Here is a 15,846-nt window from a genome sequence, read left to right on the forward strand (position 1 = left end):
TCCCGCAAGGGGAGAAGGGAAGAAGCACCGCGCTCGGGATTGCTACTCAGTTCGCCGCACGGGCCTATACCGGGGCTACGCAGTCGCTGGCAATGCAAACGAGACGCTAGCACATCTTGTTCAGAGCTCTGCGGGCCGGCATCAGGTAAAGACGCGCGGGCGCAGTCCGGCATGAAACCAGGTGATCATGGAATAGATGTCGTAGACCGGCAGGCCAACTTCGGCCTGCAACGCGGCCGCATAGGGCGGCATGTTGGTGCATTCCAGCACGATGGCGCCGACGTCAGGGTTTTTGGCGACAAGCTGCTTGCCCGCCTCGACCACGTCGCGTTCCGCCTGCGCAACGTCCATGTCGTCCTTCTCGGCCTTGATCAGGACGCGGAAGAACTCCTTGCCATTCTCGGTGCCGACCAGCGGCGTGTCGAGCGGCACGCCGGCACCTTCGAGATGGGCCGGCGTCAGGGTCGAGCCCGACACCGTGACGAGGCCGACGCGCTTGCCCGGCGGCAAGGTCGCCTGCACCCACGGCACCTGCATCAGCGACGAGGTCGCGACGGGAACGCCGACGGCGGCGGCGATCTCCTTCTGGAACAGCGAGAGGAAGCCGCAATTGGTGGTGATGGCTTCGGCCCCGAGCCGCACCAGATCCTTGGCCGCATCGATGAAGTCGGGCAGCAGGCCGGCGGCGCCCTTCAGCACCACTTTCTCCGGCGAGGCCCCGCTCACCACGCGATAGAGCACGGGAAACGGCCAGGTCGTGCCGTTGCCCATGTCGCCGGGAATGCGGGGGAAGCGCGCTTCCAGCATCAGGATGCCGAGCGGCGCGCCGTAGATGGCCTTGCCGCCGCGGGCGATGCGAGAGGACGAGTTGGCTGATGAGGTCATGGTGCGATCTCAGAGGAAGCGAGTGGGCGAAAACGGCGCGAGCGGAATTTCCGGCTGCTTGCCGCTCAGGAGCTGGGCGACGAGACGGCCGGTACGGGCCGAGCCGACCAGGCCGACATGGCCATGGCCGAAAGCATAGACGATGTCGCGCGAGGCGCGCGCATGGCCGATGCAGGGAAGACCATCAGGCATGCTCGGCCGATGACCGAACCAGCTCTTGATGCGCGAGGGCGGAATGTCCTTCGGCAGTTTCGGGAACATGCTGAGGAGATGATCGCGCAGGATCTCGGCGCGCTTCCAGTTCGGCGCGGCCTCGAGGCCCGCGATCTCGACGGTGCCGGCGGCGCGCAAGCCCTTGTCGGTCCAGTTCACCACCATCTTGGCGTCCGACGCCATCATCGAGCTGCGCGGACCCGATTCCGGATTCTCGATCATGACGTGATAGCCGCGCTCGGTTTCGAGCGGCAGGGGATCGCCGACCGATGCGGTGAGCCGCTTCGAATGCGCGCCGGCGGCAACCACCGCGGCGTCGCAAGGAATCTCGCCGGTCTCCGTGACGACGGCGACGAGCTTGTTGCCGGAAAGCTTGAGCCCGGTCGCCTTCGCATGGACGAGCTTGGCGCCGCTCGCCAGCGCGTGCTGGGCAAGCGCCGCAACGTAAGCGCCGGGATCACGGCAGCGTCCGGCCTCCTCCACCACCACTCCAAAGGTATAGCGCGGATGCAGCTCAGGCTCGCGCTGGCGCATCTCGTCGGCGTTAAGCTCCATCCATTGAACGCCGACCTTCTTGCGCAGGCGCCAGCCGAGATCGTTGTCAAAGTTTCCGCGCGACGGGAAGACGTGCATCACGCCGTTGCGTTCGACCAATTCAGGGACGCCCGCTTCTTCCGCAAGCTTCCTGTGCAGCAGCGGCGCGTCCTTCAGGAGGTCGCGCAGCGCAAACGCCGTCTTCTCGACCCGCGCCTCGGTCCAGCCTGACAGCAAATACTTGATCAACCAAGGCAGTGCTTTCGGCAGATAAGACCAGCGGATCGCAAGCGGGCCGAGCGGGTCCATCAGATAGCCCGGCACCTTCTTCCAGATGCCCGGCTCGGCCGGCGGGATCACCGAATGCGAGGAGAGCCAGCCGGCATTGCCGTAGCTCGCCGCCTGTTCGCCACCCGGTTCGCCCGCATCGATCAGCGTGACGCGATGTCCTTCGCGCAGCGCCTCGATGGCGCTGATCACGCCGACCGCGCCGGCTCCGATGATGGCGACGTGGCGGCCTTCCGACATCGGCTAGGCCTTTGCCTGCGGCACAAAGTCCTTGCCGACCGACATCGCCCGGGAATCGATGATGCAGTGGAGGATCGACGGCTTGCCTGAGGCGAGCGCACGCTCGAAGGCCGGTGCGAACTCCTCAGTGCGTTCGACACGCTCGCCGTGGCCGCCGAACGCCTTGGCGTACATCGCGAAGTCGGGGTTCTTGAGCTGGGTGCCGACGACGCGACCGGGATAGTCGCGCTCCTGATGCATGCGGATGGTGCCGTATTGCGAATTGTCGACGACGATCACGACCAGCGGCGCGTCATACTGCACGGCGGTCGCGAATTCCTGGCCGTTCATCAGGAAGCAGCCGTCGCCGGCGAAAGCGACGACGGTACGATCCGGATATTGCCGCTTGGCGAGCACGCCCGCCGGCACGCCGTAGCCCATCGAACCCGAGGTCGGCGCCAGTTGTGACGCAAAGCTGTGGAAGCGGTGATGGCGATGGATCCAGCCGGCGTAATTGCCAGCGCCGTTGCAGACGATGGCATCCTTGGGCAGGCGGTCGCGCAGCCAGGTCATGACCTGGCCGTACTGGAAATTGCCCGGCAGCTCGCGCGCCTTGTCGGTCCAGGCGAGATAATCGGCATGCGCCTTGGCGGCTTCGCCCTTCCACGCCACTGCGCCCGCGGGCTTCAGCGTCTCGACGGCGGCGGCGAATGCGGCGGGCGTCGCCTGGATCGCGAGCGTCGGCTGATAGACGCGGCCGAGCTCTTCCGAGCCCGGATGCACGTGGATCAGCTTCTGCTGCGGCGAGGGAATGTCGAGCAGCGTGTAGGACGAGGACGGCATCTCCGACATGCGGCCGCCGATGAGGAGAACGACGTCGGCGTTATCGATGCGCGTCTTCAGGCCCGGGCTCGGCCCGATGCCGAGATCGCCGGCATAATGCGAGTGGTCGGCGTCGATCAGCGAGGCCCGGCGGAACGAGGTTGCGACCGGCAGGTCGAACCGTTCGGCGAACCGCGCGATGCTTTTGGTTGCTTCATCGGTCCAGCGCGAACCGCCGAGGATCACGAGCGGCGCCTTGGCGGTCGCGAGCATCGCACCGACGCGTTCGATATCTGAAGGCGCCGGCCAGCTCACGGCGGGCTCGATGCGCATCGCATCGGCCACCGCGGCCGTTTCGGTCAGCATGTTCTCCGGCAGCGAGATCACGACGGGGCCCGGACGGCCCTGCATGGCGACGCGGAAGGCGCGGGCGACCAGCTCCGGAATGCGGTCAGGGCGATCGATCTCGACGGCCCATTTCGCCATGGTGCCGAACACCGCCTTGTAGTCGAGCTCCTGGAACGCCTCGCGCTCGCGCATGCCGGTGTCGACCTGGCCGACGAACAGGATCATCGGCGTGGAGTCCTGCATCGCGATGTGAACGCCGTGGCTGGCATTGGTCGCGCCGGGGCCGCGGGTGACGAAGCAGATTCCCGGGCGGCCCGTGAGCTTGCCATAGGCTTCCGCCATCATCGCGGCGCCGCCTTCGGCGCGGCAGATCACGACGTCGATCGGGCTGTCGTGCAGCGCGTCGAGCGCCGCGAGATAGCTCTCGCCCGGCACGCAGGTGACGCGGTCGACGCCCTGGGCGACGAGCTGATCGATCAGGATCTGGCCCCCGGTGCGGGTGTTGCGAATGGTCATGACGGCTCCCTGCAGGCTTTGGCGACGCGCATCATGGCCTCGCGCAAGTTTTGTTCCGAGGTGGCGTAGGACAGGCGGAAATAAGGTGCAAGGCCGAAACAGCTGCCCGGCACCACGGCCACGTCATGCCTCTCCAGCAGAAAGCGGCCTTCTTTGTCGCAGGGGGCGCGGGCCTAGCGCCCCTCCCTTTGCACCCAGCCCGTCGCAATCGCGTTCGCCCAGCTGAGCATGCCCTTGCTGCGCGCCAGTGCGGCCATGGCCGTGGTGTCGTACGGCACGTAGCGGAGCGTCGCGCACCAGCCTCCTCCGGCATGCTCTAAAATCGCGTAGCACGCATGCGGCGTGCCGACCTCGACCACATAGGGAACGGGCGCCTTCCCGTCATAGCCTGGCAACCCGACGCTGCCGGGATTCACGACCAGCCGGCCATCCCGCAGGCGCACCACGCGCGGAATGTGCGTGTGAGCGCACAGGATGAGCTCGGCGTCGATCCCTTCAGCCCCGGCCTCGATGAAATCAATCCCGCTCGGACGCGCGCTGCCGTCGTCAGCGATATGGTCGAGCCAGAACGCCGCGTCGTGCCTCGGCGATCCGTGGCACAGGAACACCCGTTCCTTATACGTGAGCGTGGGCGGCATGCTTGCCATCCACTCGAAATGCTTACGCTCGAGCTCACGGAAATCGCTGCGCGCCGAGCCGCCGGCCTGCCAGAGCTCCAGCAGGATTCGATCCTGATCGCCCCGTATGGACGGAAAGCCCCGCGCCATCAGCAGGTCCGCGGTTCGGGCCGCCTCGAGCGGACCGCTGACATGGTCGCCAAGGTTCACGATCTCCTCGAGGCCGAGCGTGGCGATGTCCGCGAGGACGGCTTCGAGTGCCGGTCGATTCCCGTGCACATCCGCGATGGCAGCAAATCTCATATGGCCCTCCCATTCGGAATGGCCGATCGGTCTCGCGATGCGGGAGGATGCAGGACTGCCAAATCTATCTAGCTGCGTCTCTTTAGCTGCATTTGTAGAAGCGCCCGCAAGCTGAGGATCAAATCGGCGCTGGCAGAAGGATTACACAATCGATGTGGCCGGGCAAGCGATGCGAGCTGCGAACTGTCGCGGCAATGGCGGCGTGACCTCCGGGCCATAACGCGCTAGCCTTCCCGGACAAGAACAAGAGGAAACGCCAATCGTGTACGACTTCATCATCGTGGGCGGCGGCTCGGCGGGGTCCGTGCTGGCCCACCGGCTCTCCGCCAAGAGCGCCAACAAGGTCCTGCTGTGCGAGGCCGGACAGGACACACCGCCGGGCAACGAGCCGGCCGAGATCAGGGACAGTTATCCGGGCACGGCCTATTTCGACCCCCGCTTCCACTGGACCGACCTGAAGGTCACGACCCAGGTCGTCAGCCACAACAATCCAAACGAAGGGCGTCCTCCGTTACGCAAATACGAGCAGGCGCGCGTGCTCGGCGGCGGCTCGTCGATCAACGGCCAGATGGCCAATCGCGGTGCTCCGACCGACTACGACGAATGGGACGCACGCGGCGCCGAGGGGTGGAGCTGGAACGAGGTGCTGCCCTTCTTCAGGAAGGTCGAGCGCGACCTCGATTTCGACGGCCCGTACCACGGCAAGGACGGCAAGATTCCGGTGCGCAGAATTCCGCGCGAGCACTGGACGCGGCATTCTCAGGCGTTCGCCGACGCCTTCCAGCAGGCCGGCCATCAGTTCTTGCCGGACCAGAACGGCGAGTTCGTCGACGGCTTTTTTCCGGTGACACACTCCAACCAGGCCGAGCAGCGCGTCTCCGCCGCGATGGGCTATCTCGACCGCGACACGCGCAAGCGCGGCAACCTCACGATCTCCACCAGCACGCAGGTGCGCGAGCTGCTGTTCGAGGGCACGCAATGCGTCGGCGTGAAGGCCATGGTCGACGGACATGAGCAGGAATTCCGGGGACGCGAGATCATCCTCTCCAGCGGCGCCATTCATTCGCCGGCGCATCTGCTGCGCGCAGGCATCGGCCCGGTCGGCCACCTCAAGGATATGGGCATTCCTGTGCTGATGGGCCTCGCAGGCGTCGGCCAGCGCTTGATGGATCATCCTTCGATTTCGCTGTCGTCCTTTGTCCGCCGCGGTGCGCGCATGAACGAGCACACCAGACGCCACATGCAGCTTGGCCTGCGCTACTCCTCCGGGCTCGAGGGCGTGCCGAAGGGCGACATGTTCGTCGTCCTGCTCAGCAAGTCGGCCTGGCACGCGGTCGGCGAGCAGATCGGCTCGCTGCTGACCTTCGTCAACAAGACCTACTCCGAGACTGGACAGGTCAAGCTCGCCTCGCGCGATCCTTCCGCAGAGCCGATCGTCGAGTTCAATCTGCTGTCGGACCGGCGCGATCTCGATCGCCTGATGAGCGGCTTCCGCAAGATGGCGGCGGTGCAGATGAGCGACATCGTGAAGGCGGTGACGGACAAGCCGTTCCCGGCCGCCTATACCGACAAGGTCCGCAAGATCGGCGTGGTCAATACCAGGAACAGGATTCTGACCAGGATCGCCGCGACGCTGATGGACGGACCGGCGGCGCTGCGCCACTATATGATCGACAATTTCGTGGTCGAAGGTTTCACCTTCGACCAGGTGATCAACGACGACGAGGCGCTGGAAGCCTTCGTGCGCAAGGCGACCATCGGGGTGTGGCACGCCTCATGCTCGTGCCGCATGGGCCGGGCCGACGATCCGATGGCGGTGGTCGACAACCAAGGCCGCGTCAAGGGCATCCAGGGCCTGCGCGTCGTCGATGCCTCGATCTTCCCGGTGGTGCCATGCGCCAATACCAATTTTCCGGTGCTGATGTCGGCGGAGAAGATTGCGGCGGCGATGGTGCAGTGAGTGATAACGACCGCCGGGTCGAAGGAGCGATTCATGGAATGCACCATCCGCCCGGCGCTCGAAGATGACGCTGGCGAAATCAGCGCCGTCATTTTGCGTGCATTACGCGAAACGAATGCGAAGGACTACACGGACGAGATCATCGCAAGGGTCGAGCGCGGCTTCAGTCCCGATGCCGTTCTGCAGTTGATCGGCAAGCGTACGGTCCTTGTTGCTGCCGTTGGCAACCGGATCGTCGGCACGGCAAGCCTCGACGGAAGCGTCGTCCGTACGGTCTTCGTGGCTCCCGACGTTCAGGCCCAAGGGATCGGCAAGCGGCTGATGGCCGAGATCGAGCGCATCGCGCACGGGCGAAACATCGCTTTGTTGACAGTCCCCTCCTCCGTCACCGCCGAGCCCTTCTACGCGCGGCTCGGGTTCAGAGCTGTGCGCGACAGCTATCATGGCGACGAACGTACGATCATCATGGAGCGATCGCTCGCTGCTGGTTTGTAAGGCCGGATTGCGCCTCAAGCTCCGCCCACACGCGAGCGCGCGCGCCATCATTGAGCGGCACAATATGGAACGGTTGGCCGAAGATCGCGAGCGGCTCCTTAGCCGGCGCGAACCGCGGCCAGGCTTCCGCGACATCCGGGATGCCGGTCGCAACGAACCGCAGCACGTTCGCCTGAAACCGCGCGGCGACGTCGATGTCGGCCGGCGTCATCGGTCCGCCCTTGCGCTTGAGGATCGGGCGATCGATGAAATCAGGCAGGTGCGCCCACAGGCAGGCGTTGTCGGCACCATGGGTCGGCCCCTGCGACAGGAACGGCTCCAGCGCCGGGCGATGGTCGAACCGGCTCAACCACACCGCGCCGCCCGCCGCTGCATGAAGCCGCGCCAGATCGGCCATCGGCCGGTGCCAGAACGCGTCCGACAGCAGCGCCTCGTACGGATCCTCGTCGAGGCGGGCCGTGGCGCGGTAATAGGACAACAGGCGACACCAGCCGGCATCGCCAAAGGCAGTGCGCACCTGCCGCTCGGTGGTGCGGATCATCGCGGCCGGCGGCGTGCTATTGAGGAACACCACCATCTCGTCGCGGCAGGAGCCGAGCCAGAGCGGAATGTCGCGCAAGCTGCCGTCGGCGAAAACATCGCGCGGCTCGCGCGGGATCTCGGTGCCGTCGAGCACCGGACCGAACACGGTGCCCGCCTCTGTCTCGTCCGCGAGCGTGCGGCTGACGCGCTCCACCGCCGCGAAGAGCTTTGGCAGCGGCACGGCCGCGATCGCGCCGGGATCGCGCGACAACACGAGTTCATCGAGCACACGGCGCGCGACGTCGTCGGCATGATCGGCCCCCATGATGTTGCGCCCGGGCGCACTGAGCGCGAGCGCGCGAATGAACTTGCCCTTCGCCTGCGGCAGGGTTGCCAGCGCAAGCACCATGGAGGCGCCGGCTGACTGGCCCGACAGCGTGATCGCTTCCGGATCGCCGCCGAAATTGGCGACGTTGGCGCGCACCCAGTCGAGCGCGGCGAGCGTATCCTGGAGCGCGAGATTGTTGGCTTCGGTGAGGCCATGGCGATGCAGCTGCAGGAAGCCGAGCGGCCCGAGCCGGTAGTTGATGGTGACGATCACCGCCGGACCGTGCGCGGCCAGAAAGGAACCGTCGTAATCGGCGCCACCGCCGGTGACGAAGGCACCGCCATGGATGAAGAACAGCACCGGCAACGGGCGATCGGCCCCTGCCGGTGCAAAAATGTTCAGGCTGAGACAGGACTCTTCGTCAGCGTGATCGAGGTGACCGGGCTGCGGCGCGTAAACGCCGCAGTCCGTGCATTGGCGCGGCTCCGTCCACGCGACCGGCGGCGTTGCCCTGGCAAAGCGCCGCGCAGTCCCGAACGGCACGCCCTTGAAAGCGCGGACGCCGTCCTGCTCGGCGCCGACAACTGGCCCGCGCGTAGTCGAAACTGCGTTGGTCAACATGCGACTGTCACTCTGCTCAAGCGCGCCGCTTGCCGAGATCGGCGATGTCGACGGTGTGGGTTTCGCGCGCGGTTGCGGCCGATGCCGCCGAGACGATGCAGCAGCAGGCGACGAAGATCGCCACGGGAAGCCAGCCGTTCGCCCCCTCGCCGACCAGGCTCGCGCTCACCAGCGGCGTGAAGCCGGCGGCGAGAAAGCCGAGCTGCGTGCCGATCGCGGTGCCGGAATAGCGCACGCGTGCCTCGAACATCTCGGCATAGAAGGACGGCCAGATCGCGTTCGGCGCGGCATAGATGATGCCCGAGAGGATCATCGCCGCAGCGAAGATCGCCGGCGTATTCCCCGATGTCACCAGCATGAAATAGGGGAACACCAGCACGGCGCAGCCGAGCACGCCGCCGATGAACACTGGCTTGCGGCCGATCCTGTCGGCCAGCAGGGCCCACAGCGGCTGGGTGATCAGCGCCGTGACGTTGCCGAGCACGCCGGCCCACAGCATGGTCGGACGCGCGACGCCGAACTTGCTGGTGGCATAGCCGAGCGCGAACACGGCGGTCATCGTGCTTACCGTGGCGATCAGCGCACAGGTGATCACGCGCAGCACGTCGGGCCAGTAGTCGCGCAGCAGCGTGACGACCGGGAAGCGCGCCACCTGCGCCTTGTCCTTGATGTTCTCGAACACGGGCGTCTCCGGCATGGTCCGCCGCACCAGATAGGCGACCACGAGCACGACGAACGACAGCAGGAACGGAATGCGCCAACCCCAGCTCAGCAATTGCTCCTCCGGCAGGCCCGACACCGGGATGAACACCAGCGTTGCGAGGATCGCGCCGGCCTGGGTGCCGCTCAGGGTCCAGCTCGTGAAGAAGGCGCGATTGGAATTGGCGGAGTGCTCCAGCGTCAGCGAATTCGCCCCACTCTGCTCGCCGGCGGCCGAGAGACCCTGCAACAGGCGCAGCAGCGTCAGGATGACGGGCGCGGCATTGCCGATTGCCTTGGCGTCCGGCAACAGGCCGATGGCGAGCGTCGAGCCGCCCATCAGGACCAGCGTGAACAGCAGTACCGTCTTGCGGCCGATGCGGTCGCCAAAATGGCCGAGAATGACCGCGCCGACCGGGCGCGCGATGTAACCGATGCCGAAGGAGAGCAGCGCGAGCAGCGTCGCCGTCGAGGGATCGACATTGGCAAAGAACACTTTTGGAAAGATCAGCGCCGCCGCGGTGCCGTAGATGAAGAAGTCGTAGTATTCGAGCATGCTGCCGACGAAGCTGACCAGCGCCGCGCGCTTGGGCAGCTTGCTCGGCGTGGCCTCCGCGCGGGATGAGGCGTGCAGCGGTGCGGTTGACGTCAACGTCATTGAATCTTCCTCCCCATGTGTCCGGTGCGTTGCGCGTCAGGCGATCGCCTTGCGCGCATTTTCTGGTTGTTGTTGCCGCAACCTTGGTTTGGATCCATAATGTACGAACTAGTACGTTTATGCAATACGCATTGGATCAACGCCTGAACGGACGAAATTTGCCTTCACCTTCAAGGTGATCCGTGGAAACTGGCGGGAGAAACAGTGATGCTCGAGCGCATGCCGCCCCCATCCAAGCGCACCAACGATCCTGAGCGCACCAAGCGCGACATCCTCGAAGTGGCGATGGCCGAATTCGCCTCGGAGGGCTATTCCGGCGCCCGCGTCGATGCGATCGCGGCGCGCACGCGCACGTCGAAGCGGATGATCTATTACTATTTCGGCGGCAAGGAGCAGCTCTACCTTGCGGTGCTGGAAGAAGCCTATCGCAGCATCCGCGCGCTGGAGGACCAGCTCGACATCGAAAGCTGCGACGCCCGCGAGGGTTTGCGCCGGCTGATCGAGGCCACATTCGACCATGACGAGCGCAACCCCAACTTCATCCGCCTCGTCTCAATCGAGAACATCCACCACGGCAAGCACCTGAAGCAGAATCTGCAATTGCGCCAGCTCAACGCCAGCGTGATCGCAACCCTCGACGGCATCCTCGAGCGTGGCCGCAGAGAGGGCGCCTTCCGCGACGACGTCGACGCCATCGACCTGCATCTCGCCATAAGCTCCTACTGCTTCTTCCGCGTCGCCAACCGCCACACGTTCGGGGCGCTGTTCGACCGCGACCTCAGCGAGCCAAAAGTGCTGGCGAAGAGCCGGACGCAGATCGTGGAGATGATCTTGGCGTGGCTGGAGGCGAAGTGAGGCCGCGGGGGGCCGAGCAAGCCGCTACACACTCGCTGTCATTCCCCGCGAAGGCGGGGAATCCAGTACGCCGCGGCTTCCCGGCTCCTGCCGCACTGCCTCCGGAATACTGGATCACCCGCCTTCGCGGGTGATGACAGCGGAGGACTTGGGGCGCGTGCCACAAGCCGGTCATTGCGCCGCTCAGCCGCCCCTTTTCTGCCGCGTGCTCGCCAGCAGCACCAGCATGAAGGAGGCCGCCGTCATTAGCGTCGAGATCGCGGCAATGGTCGGGTCGATCTCGTCGCGGAGCGCAGTGAACATGCGCTTGGTCAGCGGCTGATACTGGCCGCCGGAGATGAACAGGGCGACGATGGTCTCGTCCATCGCCGAGATGAAGGCGAAGATGCCGCCGGCGACCACGCTCGACTTGATCTGCGGCAGCGTCACCGCGAAGAAGCTGCGCAGCCGGTTCATGCCGAGGCTGCGCGCCACCATCTCCTGCGCGGGATCGAAACTCTGCAGGCCCGCCAGCACCGAGATGACGACGTAAGGCAAGCCCAGCATCACATTCGCCAGCACGAGGCCGGGCATGGTCGCGACCAGGCCGACCTTGGCATAGACGAAAAAGATGCCGACCGCCGTGATGATGATCGGCACCACCAGCGGCAAGAGCAGCGCCATGTGAATGATGCGCATGATCCGCAGCTTCGACTGGCTGATGGCATAGGCGGCGGCAACCCCACACGGCGTTGCGATCAGCACCGTCAGAAGCGCGACCGTCAGCGTTACCTTTGTCGCCTGCATCCAGGCCGGATTGGCGAAATATTGCTGGTACCAGCGCAGCGAGAAGGACGGCGGCGGGAACGTCAGGAAGCGCGCGCTGGAGAACGAGATCGGCGCGATGATCAGCACCGGCAGGATCAGATAGACCAGCACCAGCGCGCTGATCACGTAGAGGACAATCCGTGCGGGCGATGTGCGCGTCATTTCTGCCCCAGCACGCGATCGAGCGAGATGAAGCGGCTGACGACGAAGAAGATCGCGAGCACGCTCAGGAGCAGCACCACCGCGACGGCGCTGGCAGCCCCGAACTGGTTGTAGAGCTCGACATTGCGGCTCACCAGCATCGACACCATCACGGTGCGGCCGCCGCCGAGCAGCTCGGGCGTGATGTAGAAGCCGAGGCAGAGCACGAACACCATGGTGCAGCCCGCGAGCACACCCGGCAGTGACAGGGGCAGGAACACGCGCATGAAGGTGAGCGACGGGCTCGCGCCAAGGCTGGCGCCGGCCTGCATCAGGTCGCCCGGAATCTTCTGCATGGTCGCATAGAGCGGGAGCACCATGAACGGCAGCAGGATGTGCACTGTCGCTACCACCGTGCCGAAGGTGTTGTGGACCAGCGCGAGCGGCTCGGAGATCACATCGAGATAGCGCAAAAACTGGTTGATCACGCCGGTGCGCTGGAGCAGCGCCAGCCAGGCATAGGCGCGCACCAGCACGCTGGTCCAGAACGGCAGCACGACCAGCGACAGGATGAGGATACTCCATCCCTTCGGCAATGAATTGGCGAGATAGGCCACGGGATAGCCGAGCAGCAACGCGATCAGTGTGACCGCAAGGCTGATCTCGAAGGTCAGCGCAAAGCTGCGCCAGTAGATGTCCTCGGTGAAGACGCGGCGATAGTTCTCCAGCGTGAAGCCGTCATGGTAGATCGACTGCCAGGCGAGCCAGCCGACCGGCAGCACGATCAGAGCCAGGATCACCAGCAGCGCCGGCGACACCAATGCCAGCATCAGGCCGTGCTCCCGGCGCCGATGTCTTCGAGAGGAATCCGGCACGGATATCATCGACGCTGCCTCGCCTACTTCTGCATGAACGACGCCCAGCGCTTCTCGGCGGCTTCGCCCGCGGACGAGGACCACCACGCATAGGACATCAGCGCCTGCTTGGCCGCGTTCGCGGGCTCGCTTGGCAATTGCGCGGCGCGCTCGGGCTTGATCACGCCCGTCTCGAACGCCTTGGGATTGCCCGGGCCGTAGTCGATGTTGAGCGGCAAATTGGCCTGGTGCACGGGATCGACGGCTTCGTTGAGGAACTTCACTGCCGTGGCGAGGTTCGGCGCGCCCTTGAGGATGCACAGCGAGGTGCTCTGCAAAATGCCCTGGTTGTAGGTGAAGGACACCTTCGCGCCCTCCTTGGCGACCGCGCTGACGCGGCCGTTCCAGGCCATCTCCATGTCGACCTCGCCGTCGTTGAGGAGCTGCGCCGACTGCGCGCCCGAGGTCCACCACACCGTGATATGCGGCTTGATCTCCTCGAGCTTCTTGAAAGCGCGGTCGACGTCGAGCGGATAGAGCTTGTCGGGCGCGACGCCGTCGGCCATCAGCGCCGCCTCCAGCGTGGCGAACGGGTGGTTGCGCAGCGCGCGGCGGCCAGGGAATTTCTTGACGTCCCAGAAATCGGCCCAGCTGTTCGGCGCGTCCTTCGGGAACGTCTTCTGGCTGTAGGACAGCACGCTGGAATAGAACTCATAGGATACCGAATAAGGACTGCGATAGGCCTCCGGCATTGCCGCGCCGTTGGGAATCTTCGAGAAGTCGAGCTTCTCCATCAGCCCCTGCTCGCCGCCACGCAGGCAGTTGCCGGTGGGCGTGTCGACGACGTCCCAGATCGGCTTGCCGCTGCCGACCTGGGTCTTGATCGCGGGCCAGGCGTCGGGGATGGAATCCTGGTTGATGGTGATGCCGAGCTTCTTGGCGGAGGGATCGAGGATCGCCACCGTCTGCGCCTGCTGATAGGCGCCGCCCTGCGAGACGAAGGTGATCTGCTCGGCGGCATCAGCCGCATTGGTCAAGCCGATTGCGCCCAGCAGCGCGCAACCCAAACCAAAACTCTGCTTCATCGTCATCCTCGCCTCCTCCAAAGTGATCCTACCGACCGATCGCATCGAGAAACTGGTACCAGCCGGCGACCATGCGCACGGCGGGCTCGCGCAGCGGATAGAACGGGATCGCCTTCATGCGCCCGATATCGAGCAGCCCGACCTCGGGGCTCTCGCCGCGCACGAAGGCGACGAGATAGCGGCCCATCAGGCTCGACATCGCAACGCCGGCGCCGTTGTAGCCCATGGAGACCAGCGTGCGGTCGTCGAGCCGGCCGATATGCGGCACCGAATCCAGCGTCATGCCGACGAGGCCCGACCATTTGTAGGCGAGCGGCACATCGGCCAGATCCGGGAAGATGCCGACCATCGCCTTGCGCAGCGCATCGAACGAGGCTTGCGAGTCCTGCTTGCCGAAAGCGCCGCGGCCACCAAAGATCACGCGGTTGTCGACCATGCGGAACCAGCGCATCATGCGCTTGGTCTCGGTGTAGGTCCGCCCGGTCGGCATCAGGCGTCCTGCGAGATTACGCGGCAATTGTTCGGTTGCGACCATGGCGCTGCGGAACGGGATCAGCGTGCGCTGCATATGCGCAGTCGCGCCGGTGAGATCGGAATAGCTGTTGGTGGCGATGATCGCCTGTTTGGCGCGCACCGCGCCTCGCGGCGTCTCCGCGACGATGCCGCCGTTCTCGCGCCGGAGCTTGATCACCGGCGACTCCTGGAAGATGGAAACGCCGCGGCGCGCGACACCGTCGGCGAGCCCGCGCAGATAGTTCAGCGGATGAATGCCGCCGGAGCCGGGATTGAGCACGCCGCCGACGAAGATGTCGGAACCCGTCTCGTCACGCACGCCGTGCTTATCGAGGACGCGGACCTCCGCATCGCCCATCTCGCGCGTCATCCAGCTGGCCTCGTCGATCGCGGCCTTCAGGGTCGTCTCGTTGTGCGCGGCCTTGACCTGACCGGTGCGCGTCAGGTTTGCGCTGGTGATGCCGAACTCGGACACCAGCTCCTCGACCATGTCGGTCGATTCATGCGCGATCTCGTACATCCGCTTCGCCATGGCGCGGCCATGCACGGCGTCGATCTCGCGGAACGACAGGCGAAACTTTGCGGTGATCACGCCGCCATTGCGCCCGCTGGCACCCCAGCCAGGGCGGTTGGCTTCGAGCACGACCGGAGCAAGCCCGCTCTTGGCGATGTGATGCGCAGCGGACAGGCCCGTATAGCCCGCACCGATGATCACCACATCGGCCTGTTGCTCACCCGACAGCACGGGAAACGCACGCGCGGGCTCCGCCGTGGCTTCCCACAGCGAATTGACCGATGGCAGCGCGCTCCAGTCCCGTGTCATGCCGGCGCTCATCCGTTACGCCGCCGGCCCGATCGCCGCGTCGGCCAGTGCCTTCAGCGTCGGGAAGTGGAAGTCCGGTTTTGTCAATGTCTCGACCGCAGGCGTGCCGCCGAAGCCGGCGATACCCTGACGGCGCTCGATCCAGCACACCTTGTAGCCGAGCTTCCGCGCAATCCCGATGTCGTGGTACTGGCTCTGCGCGACATGCAAGATGTCGGACTGCTTGTAGCCGAACGCGGACTGACGGCCCTTGTTGTAGGCGAAGAACTCCGGATTCGGCTTGGCCACGCCGGTGTCGTCGGCGCAGACGGTGTCGTCGAAGGGATCGCCGAGCGCGTGCGCGTAGCAGGACAGCGCGACCCGGTCGGCATTGGTCATCGCGACCAGCCGAAACTTCGTGCGCAAGCGCTTCAGCGCCTCGACCGAATCGGAAAACGGCCCCCAGCGCAGCACGGCAAGCTGGAACATGTCGCAGGACGCATCCTCGGCCGGCAGCCCGAGCTCCTTGGCGAGATAGCGGTAGACGTGGAACATCACCTCGCTCGAACGCTCATAATGTTTGTCACGGCCACGCTTGTAGGATTCGAAGATCTTGTCGTCGCTGAGCTCGGCCGGCGACTTGCCCGAGATCCTGCGCACCGCGGCGAGCACACCGGTCTCGAAATCGATCAAGGTGCCGACGACATCGAAGGTGAGAACCTTGAAATTGCTGAACGAGGCTGCTGACGACATTTTTGGCT

At 65.3% G+C, this 15,846-nt stretch carries 14 protein-coding genes and 1 pseudogene; 3 read left to right on the plus strand and 12 right to left on the minus strand.

All coding sequences use genetic code 11. The features are described 5' to 3' along the window. Positions 1-141 precede the first annotated feature (141 nt). The 5 genes and pseudogenes from I3J27_RS29680 to I3J27_RS29700 all read right to left on the minus strand — a co-directional run bounded on the left by I3J27_RS29680 (position 142) and on the right by I3J27_RS29700 (position 4,745). Positions 142-885, minus strand: coding sequence for an aspartate/glutamate racemase family protein (locus tag I3J27_RS29680; protein WP_270162423.1), 744 nt, complete (start codon positions 883-885; stop codon positions 142-144). 9 nt (positions 886-894) lie between these two features. Continuing rightward, positions 895-2,160 (minus strand): NAD(P)/FAD-dependent oxidoreductase, encoded by a 1,266-nt coding sequence (locus I3J27_RS29685; RefSeq protein WP_270162424.1) that lies wholly within the window; start codon positions 2,158-2,160, stop codon positions 895-897. A gap of 3 nt (positions 2,161-2,163) precedes the next feature. Continuing rightward, positions 2,164-3,825 carry a thiamine pyrophosphate-binding protein gene (locus I3J27_RS29690; RefSeq protein WP_270162425.1) on the minus strand — a complete coding sequence of 554 codons (1,662 nt, stop codon included), beginning with the start codon at positions 3,823-3,825 and terminating at the stop codon, positions 2,164-2,166. Further along, positions 3,822-3,968: pseudogene (locus I3J27_RS29695) on the minus strand (aminotransferase class I/II-fold pyridoxal phosphate-dependent enzyme); the annotation flags it as partial. The gene I3J27_RS29690 and the pseudogene I3J27_RS29695, both read right to left, overlap by 4 nt. A 30-nt stretch (positions 3,969-3,998) precedes the next feature. Next, positions 3,999-4,745, minus strand: coding sequence for a metallophosphoesterase family protein (locus I3J27_RS29700; protein ID WP_270162426.1), 747 nt, complete (start codon positions 4,743-4,745; stop codon positions 3,999-4,001). 262 nt (positions 4,746-5,007) lie between these two features. Between I3J27_RS29700 and I3J27_RS29705 the strand changes: the two genes are divergently transcribed. Next, positions 5,008-6,705, plus strand: a complete 1,698-nt coding sequence (locus I3J27_RS29705) for a GMC family oxidoreductase (protein ID WP_270162427.1) — start codon at positions 5,008-5,010, stop codon at positions 6,703-6,705. A gap of 33 nt (positions 6,706-6,738) precedes the next feature. Beyond that, positions 6,739-7,200: a GNAT family N-acetyltransferase gene (locus tag I3J27_RS29710; protein WP_270162428.1), complete on the plus strand. Its 462-nt coding sequence runs from the start codon at positions 6,739-6,741 to the stop codon at positions 7,198-7,200. Here the strand turns inward: I3J27_RS29710 and I3J27_RS29715 are convergent. Next, the gene (locus I3J27_RS29715) at positions 7,169-8,671 is read right to left on the minus strand and encodes a carboxylesterase family protein (protein WP_270162429.1); all 1,503 of its coding nucleotides are present in this window, start codon (positions 8,669-8,671) and stop codon (positions 7,169-7,171) included. The genes I3J27_RS29710 and I3J27_RS29715 overlap by 32 nt on opposite strands. A gap of 16 nt (positions 8,672-8,687) precedes the next feature. Then, a complete protein-coding gene (locus I3J27_RS29720; RefSeq protein WP_270162430.1) occupies positions 8,688-10,028 on the minus strand; it encodes an MFS transporter in 1,341 nt (446 codons plus the stop codon). Between the two features lie 207 nt (positions 10,029-10,235). Between I3J27_RS29720 and I3J27_RS29725 the strand changes: the two genes are divergently transcribed. After that, positions 10,236-10,883 carry a TetR/AcrR family transcriptional regulator gene (locus tag I3J27_RS29725; protein ID WP_270162431.1) on the plus strand — a complete coding sequence of 216 codons (648 nt, stop codon included), beginning with the start codon at positions 10,236-10,238 and terminating at the stop codon, positions 10,881-10,883. A 183-nt stretch (positions 10,884-11,066) separates the two neighbouring features. Here I3J27_RS29725 and I3J27_RS29730 read toward each other — a convergent pair whose 3' ends face one another. The 5 genes from I3J27_RS29730 to I3J27_RS29750 all read right to left on the minus strand — a co-directional run bounded on the left by I3J27_RS29730 (position 11,067) and on the right by I3J27_RS29750 (position 15,838). Continuing rightward, entirely contained in the window at positions 11,067-11,852 is a 786-nt protein-coding gene (locus I3J27_RS29730) for an ABC transporter permease (RefSeq protein WP_270162432.1), read from the minus strand. Next, on the minus strand, positions 11,849-12,661 hold the full coding sequence (locus tag I3J27_RS29735) for an ABC transporter permease (protein ID WP_270162433.1): 813 nt from the start codon (positions 12,659-12,661) through the stop codon (positions 11,849-11,851). Before I3J27_RS29735 ends, I3J27_RS29730 begins: the two co-directional genes overlap by 4 nt. A 68-nt stretch (positions 12,662-12,729) precedes the next feature. Next, the gene (locus tag I3J27_RS29740) at positions 12,730-13,776 is read right to left on the minus strand and encodes an ABC transporter substrate-binding protein (protein ID WP_270162434.1); all 1,047 of its coding nucleotides are present in this window, start codon (positions 13,774-13,776) and stop codon (positions 12,730-12,732) included. Between the two features lie 22 nt (positions 13,777-13,798). Next, on the minus strand, positions 13,799-15,106 hold the full coding sequence (locus tag I3J27_RS29745; RefSeq protein ID WP_270162435.1) for an NAD(P)/FAD-dependent oxidoreductase: 1,308 nt from the start codon (positions 15,104-15,106) through the stop codon (positions 13,799-13,801). 15 nt (positions 15,107-15,121) lie between these two features. Next, positions 15,122-15,838: an HAD family hydrolase gene (locus I3J27_RS29750; RefSeq protein ID WP_270162436.1), complete on the minus strand. Its 717-nt coding sequence runs from the start codon at positions 15,836-15,838 to the stop codon at positions 15,122-15,124. Between the last annotated feature and the right edge of the window lie 8 nt (positions 15,839-15,846).

It is taken from the genome of Bradyrhizobium xenonodulans, assembly GCF_027594865.1.
Taxonomy (GTDB): domain Bacteria; phylum Pseudomonadota; class Alphaproteobacteria; order Rhizobiales; family Xanthobacteraceae; genus Bradyrhizobium; species Bradyrhizobium xenonodulans.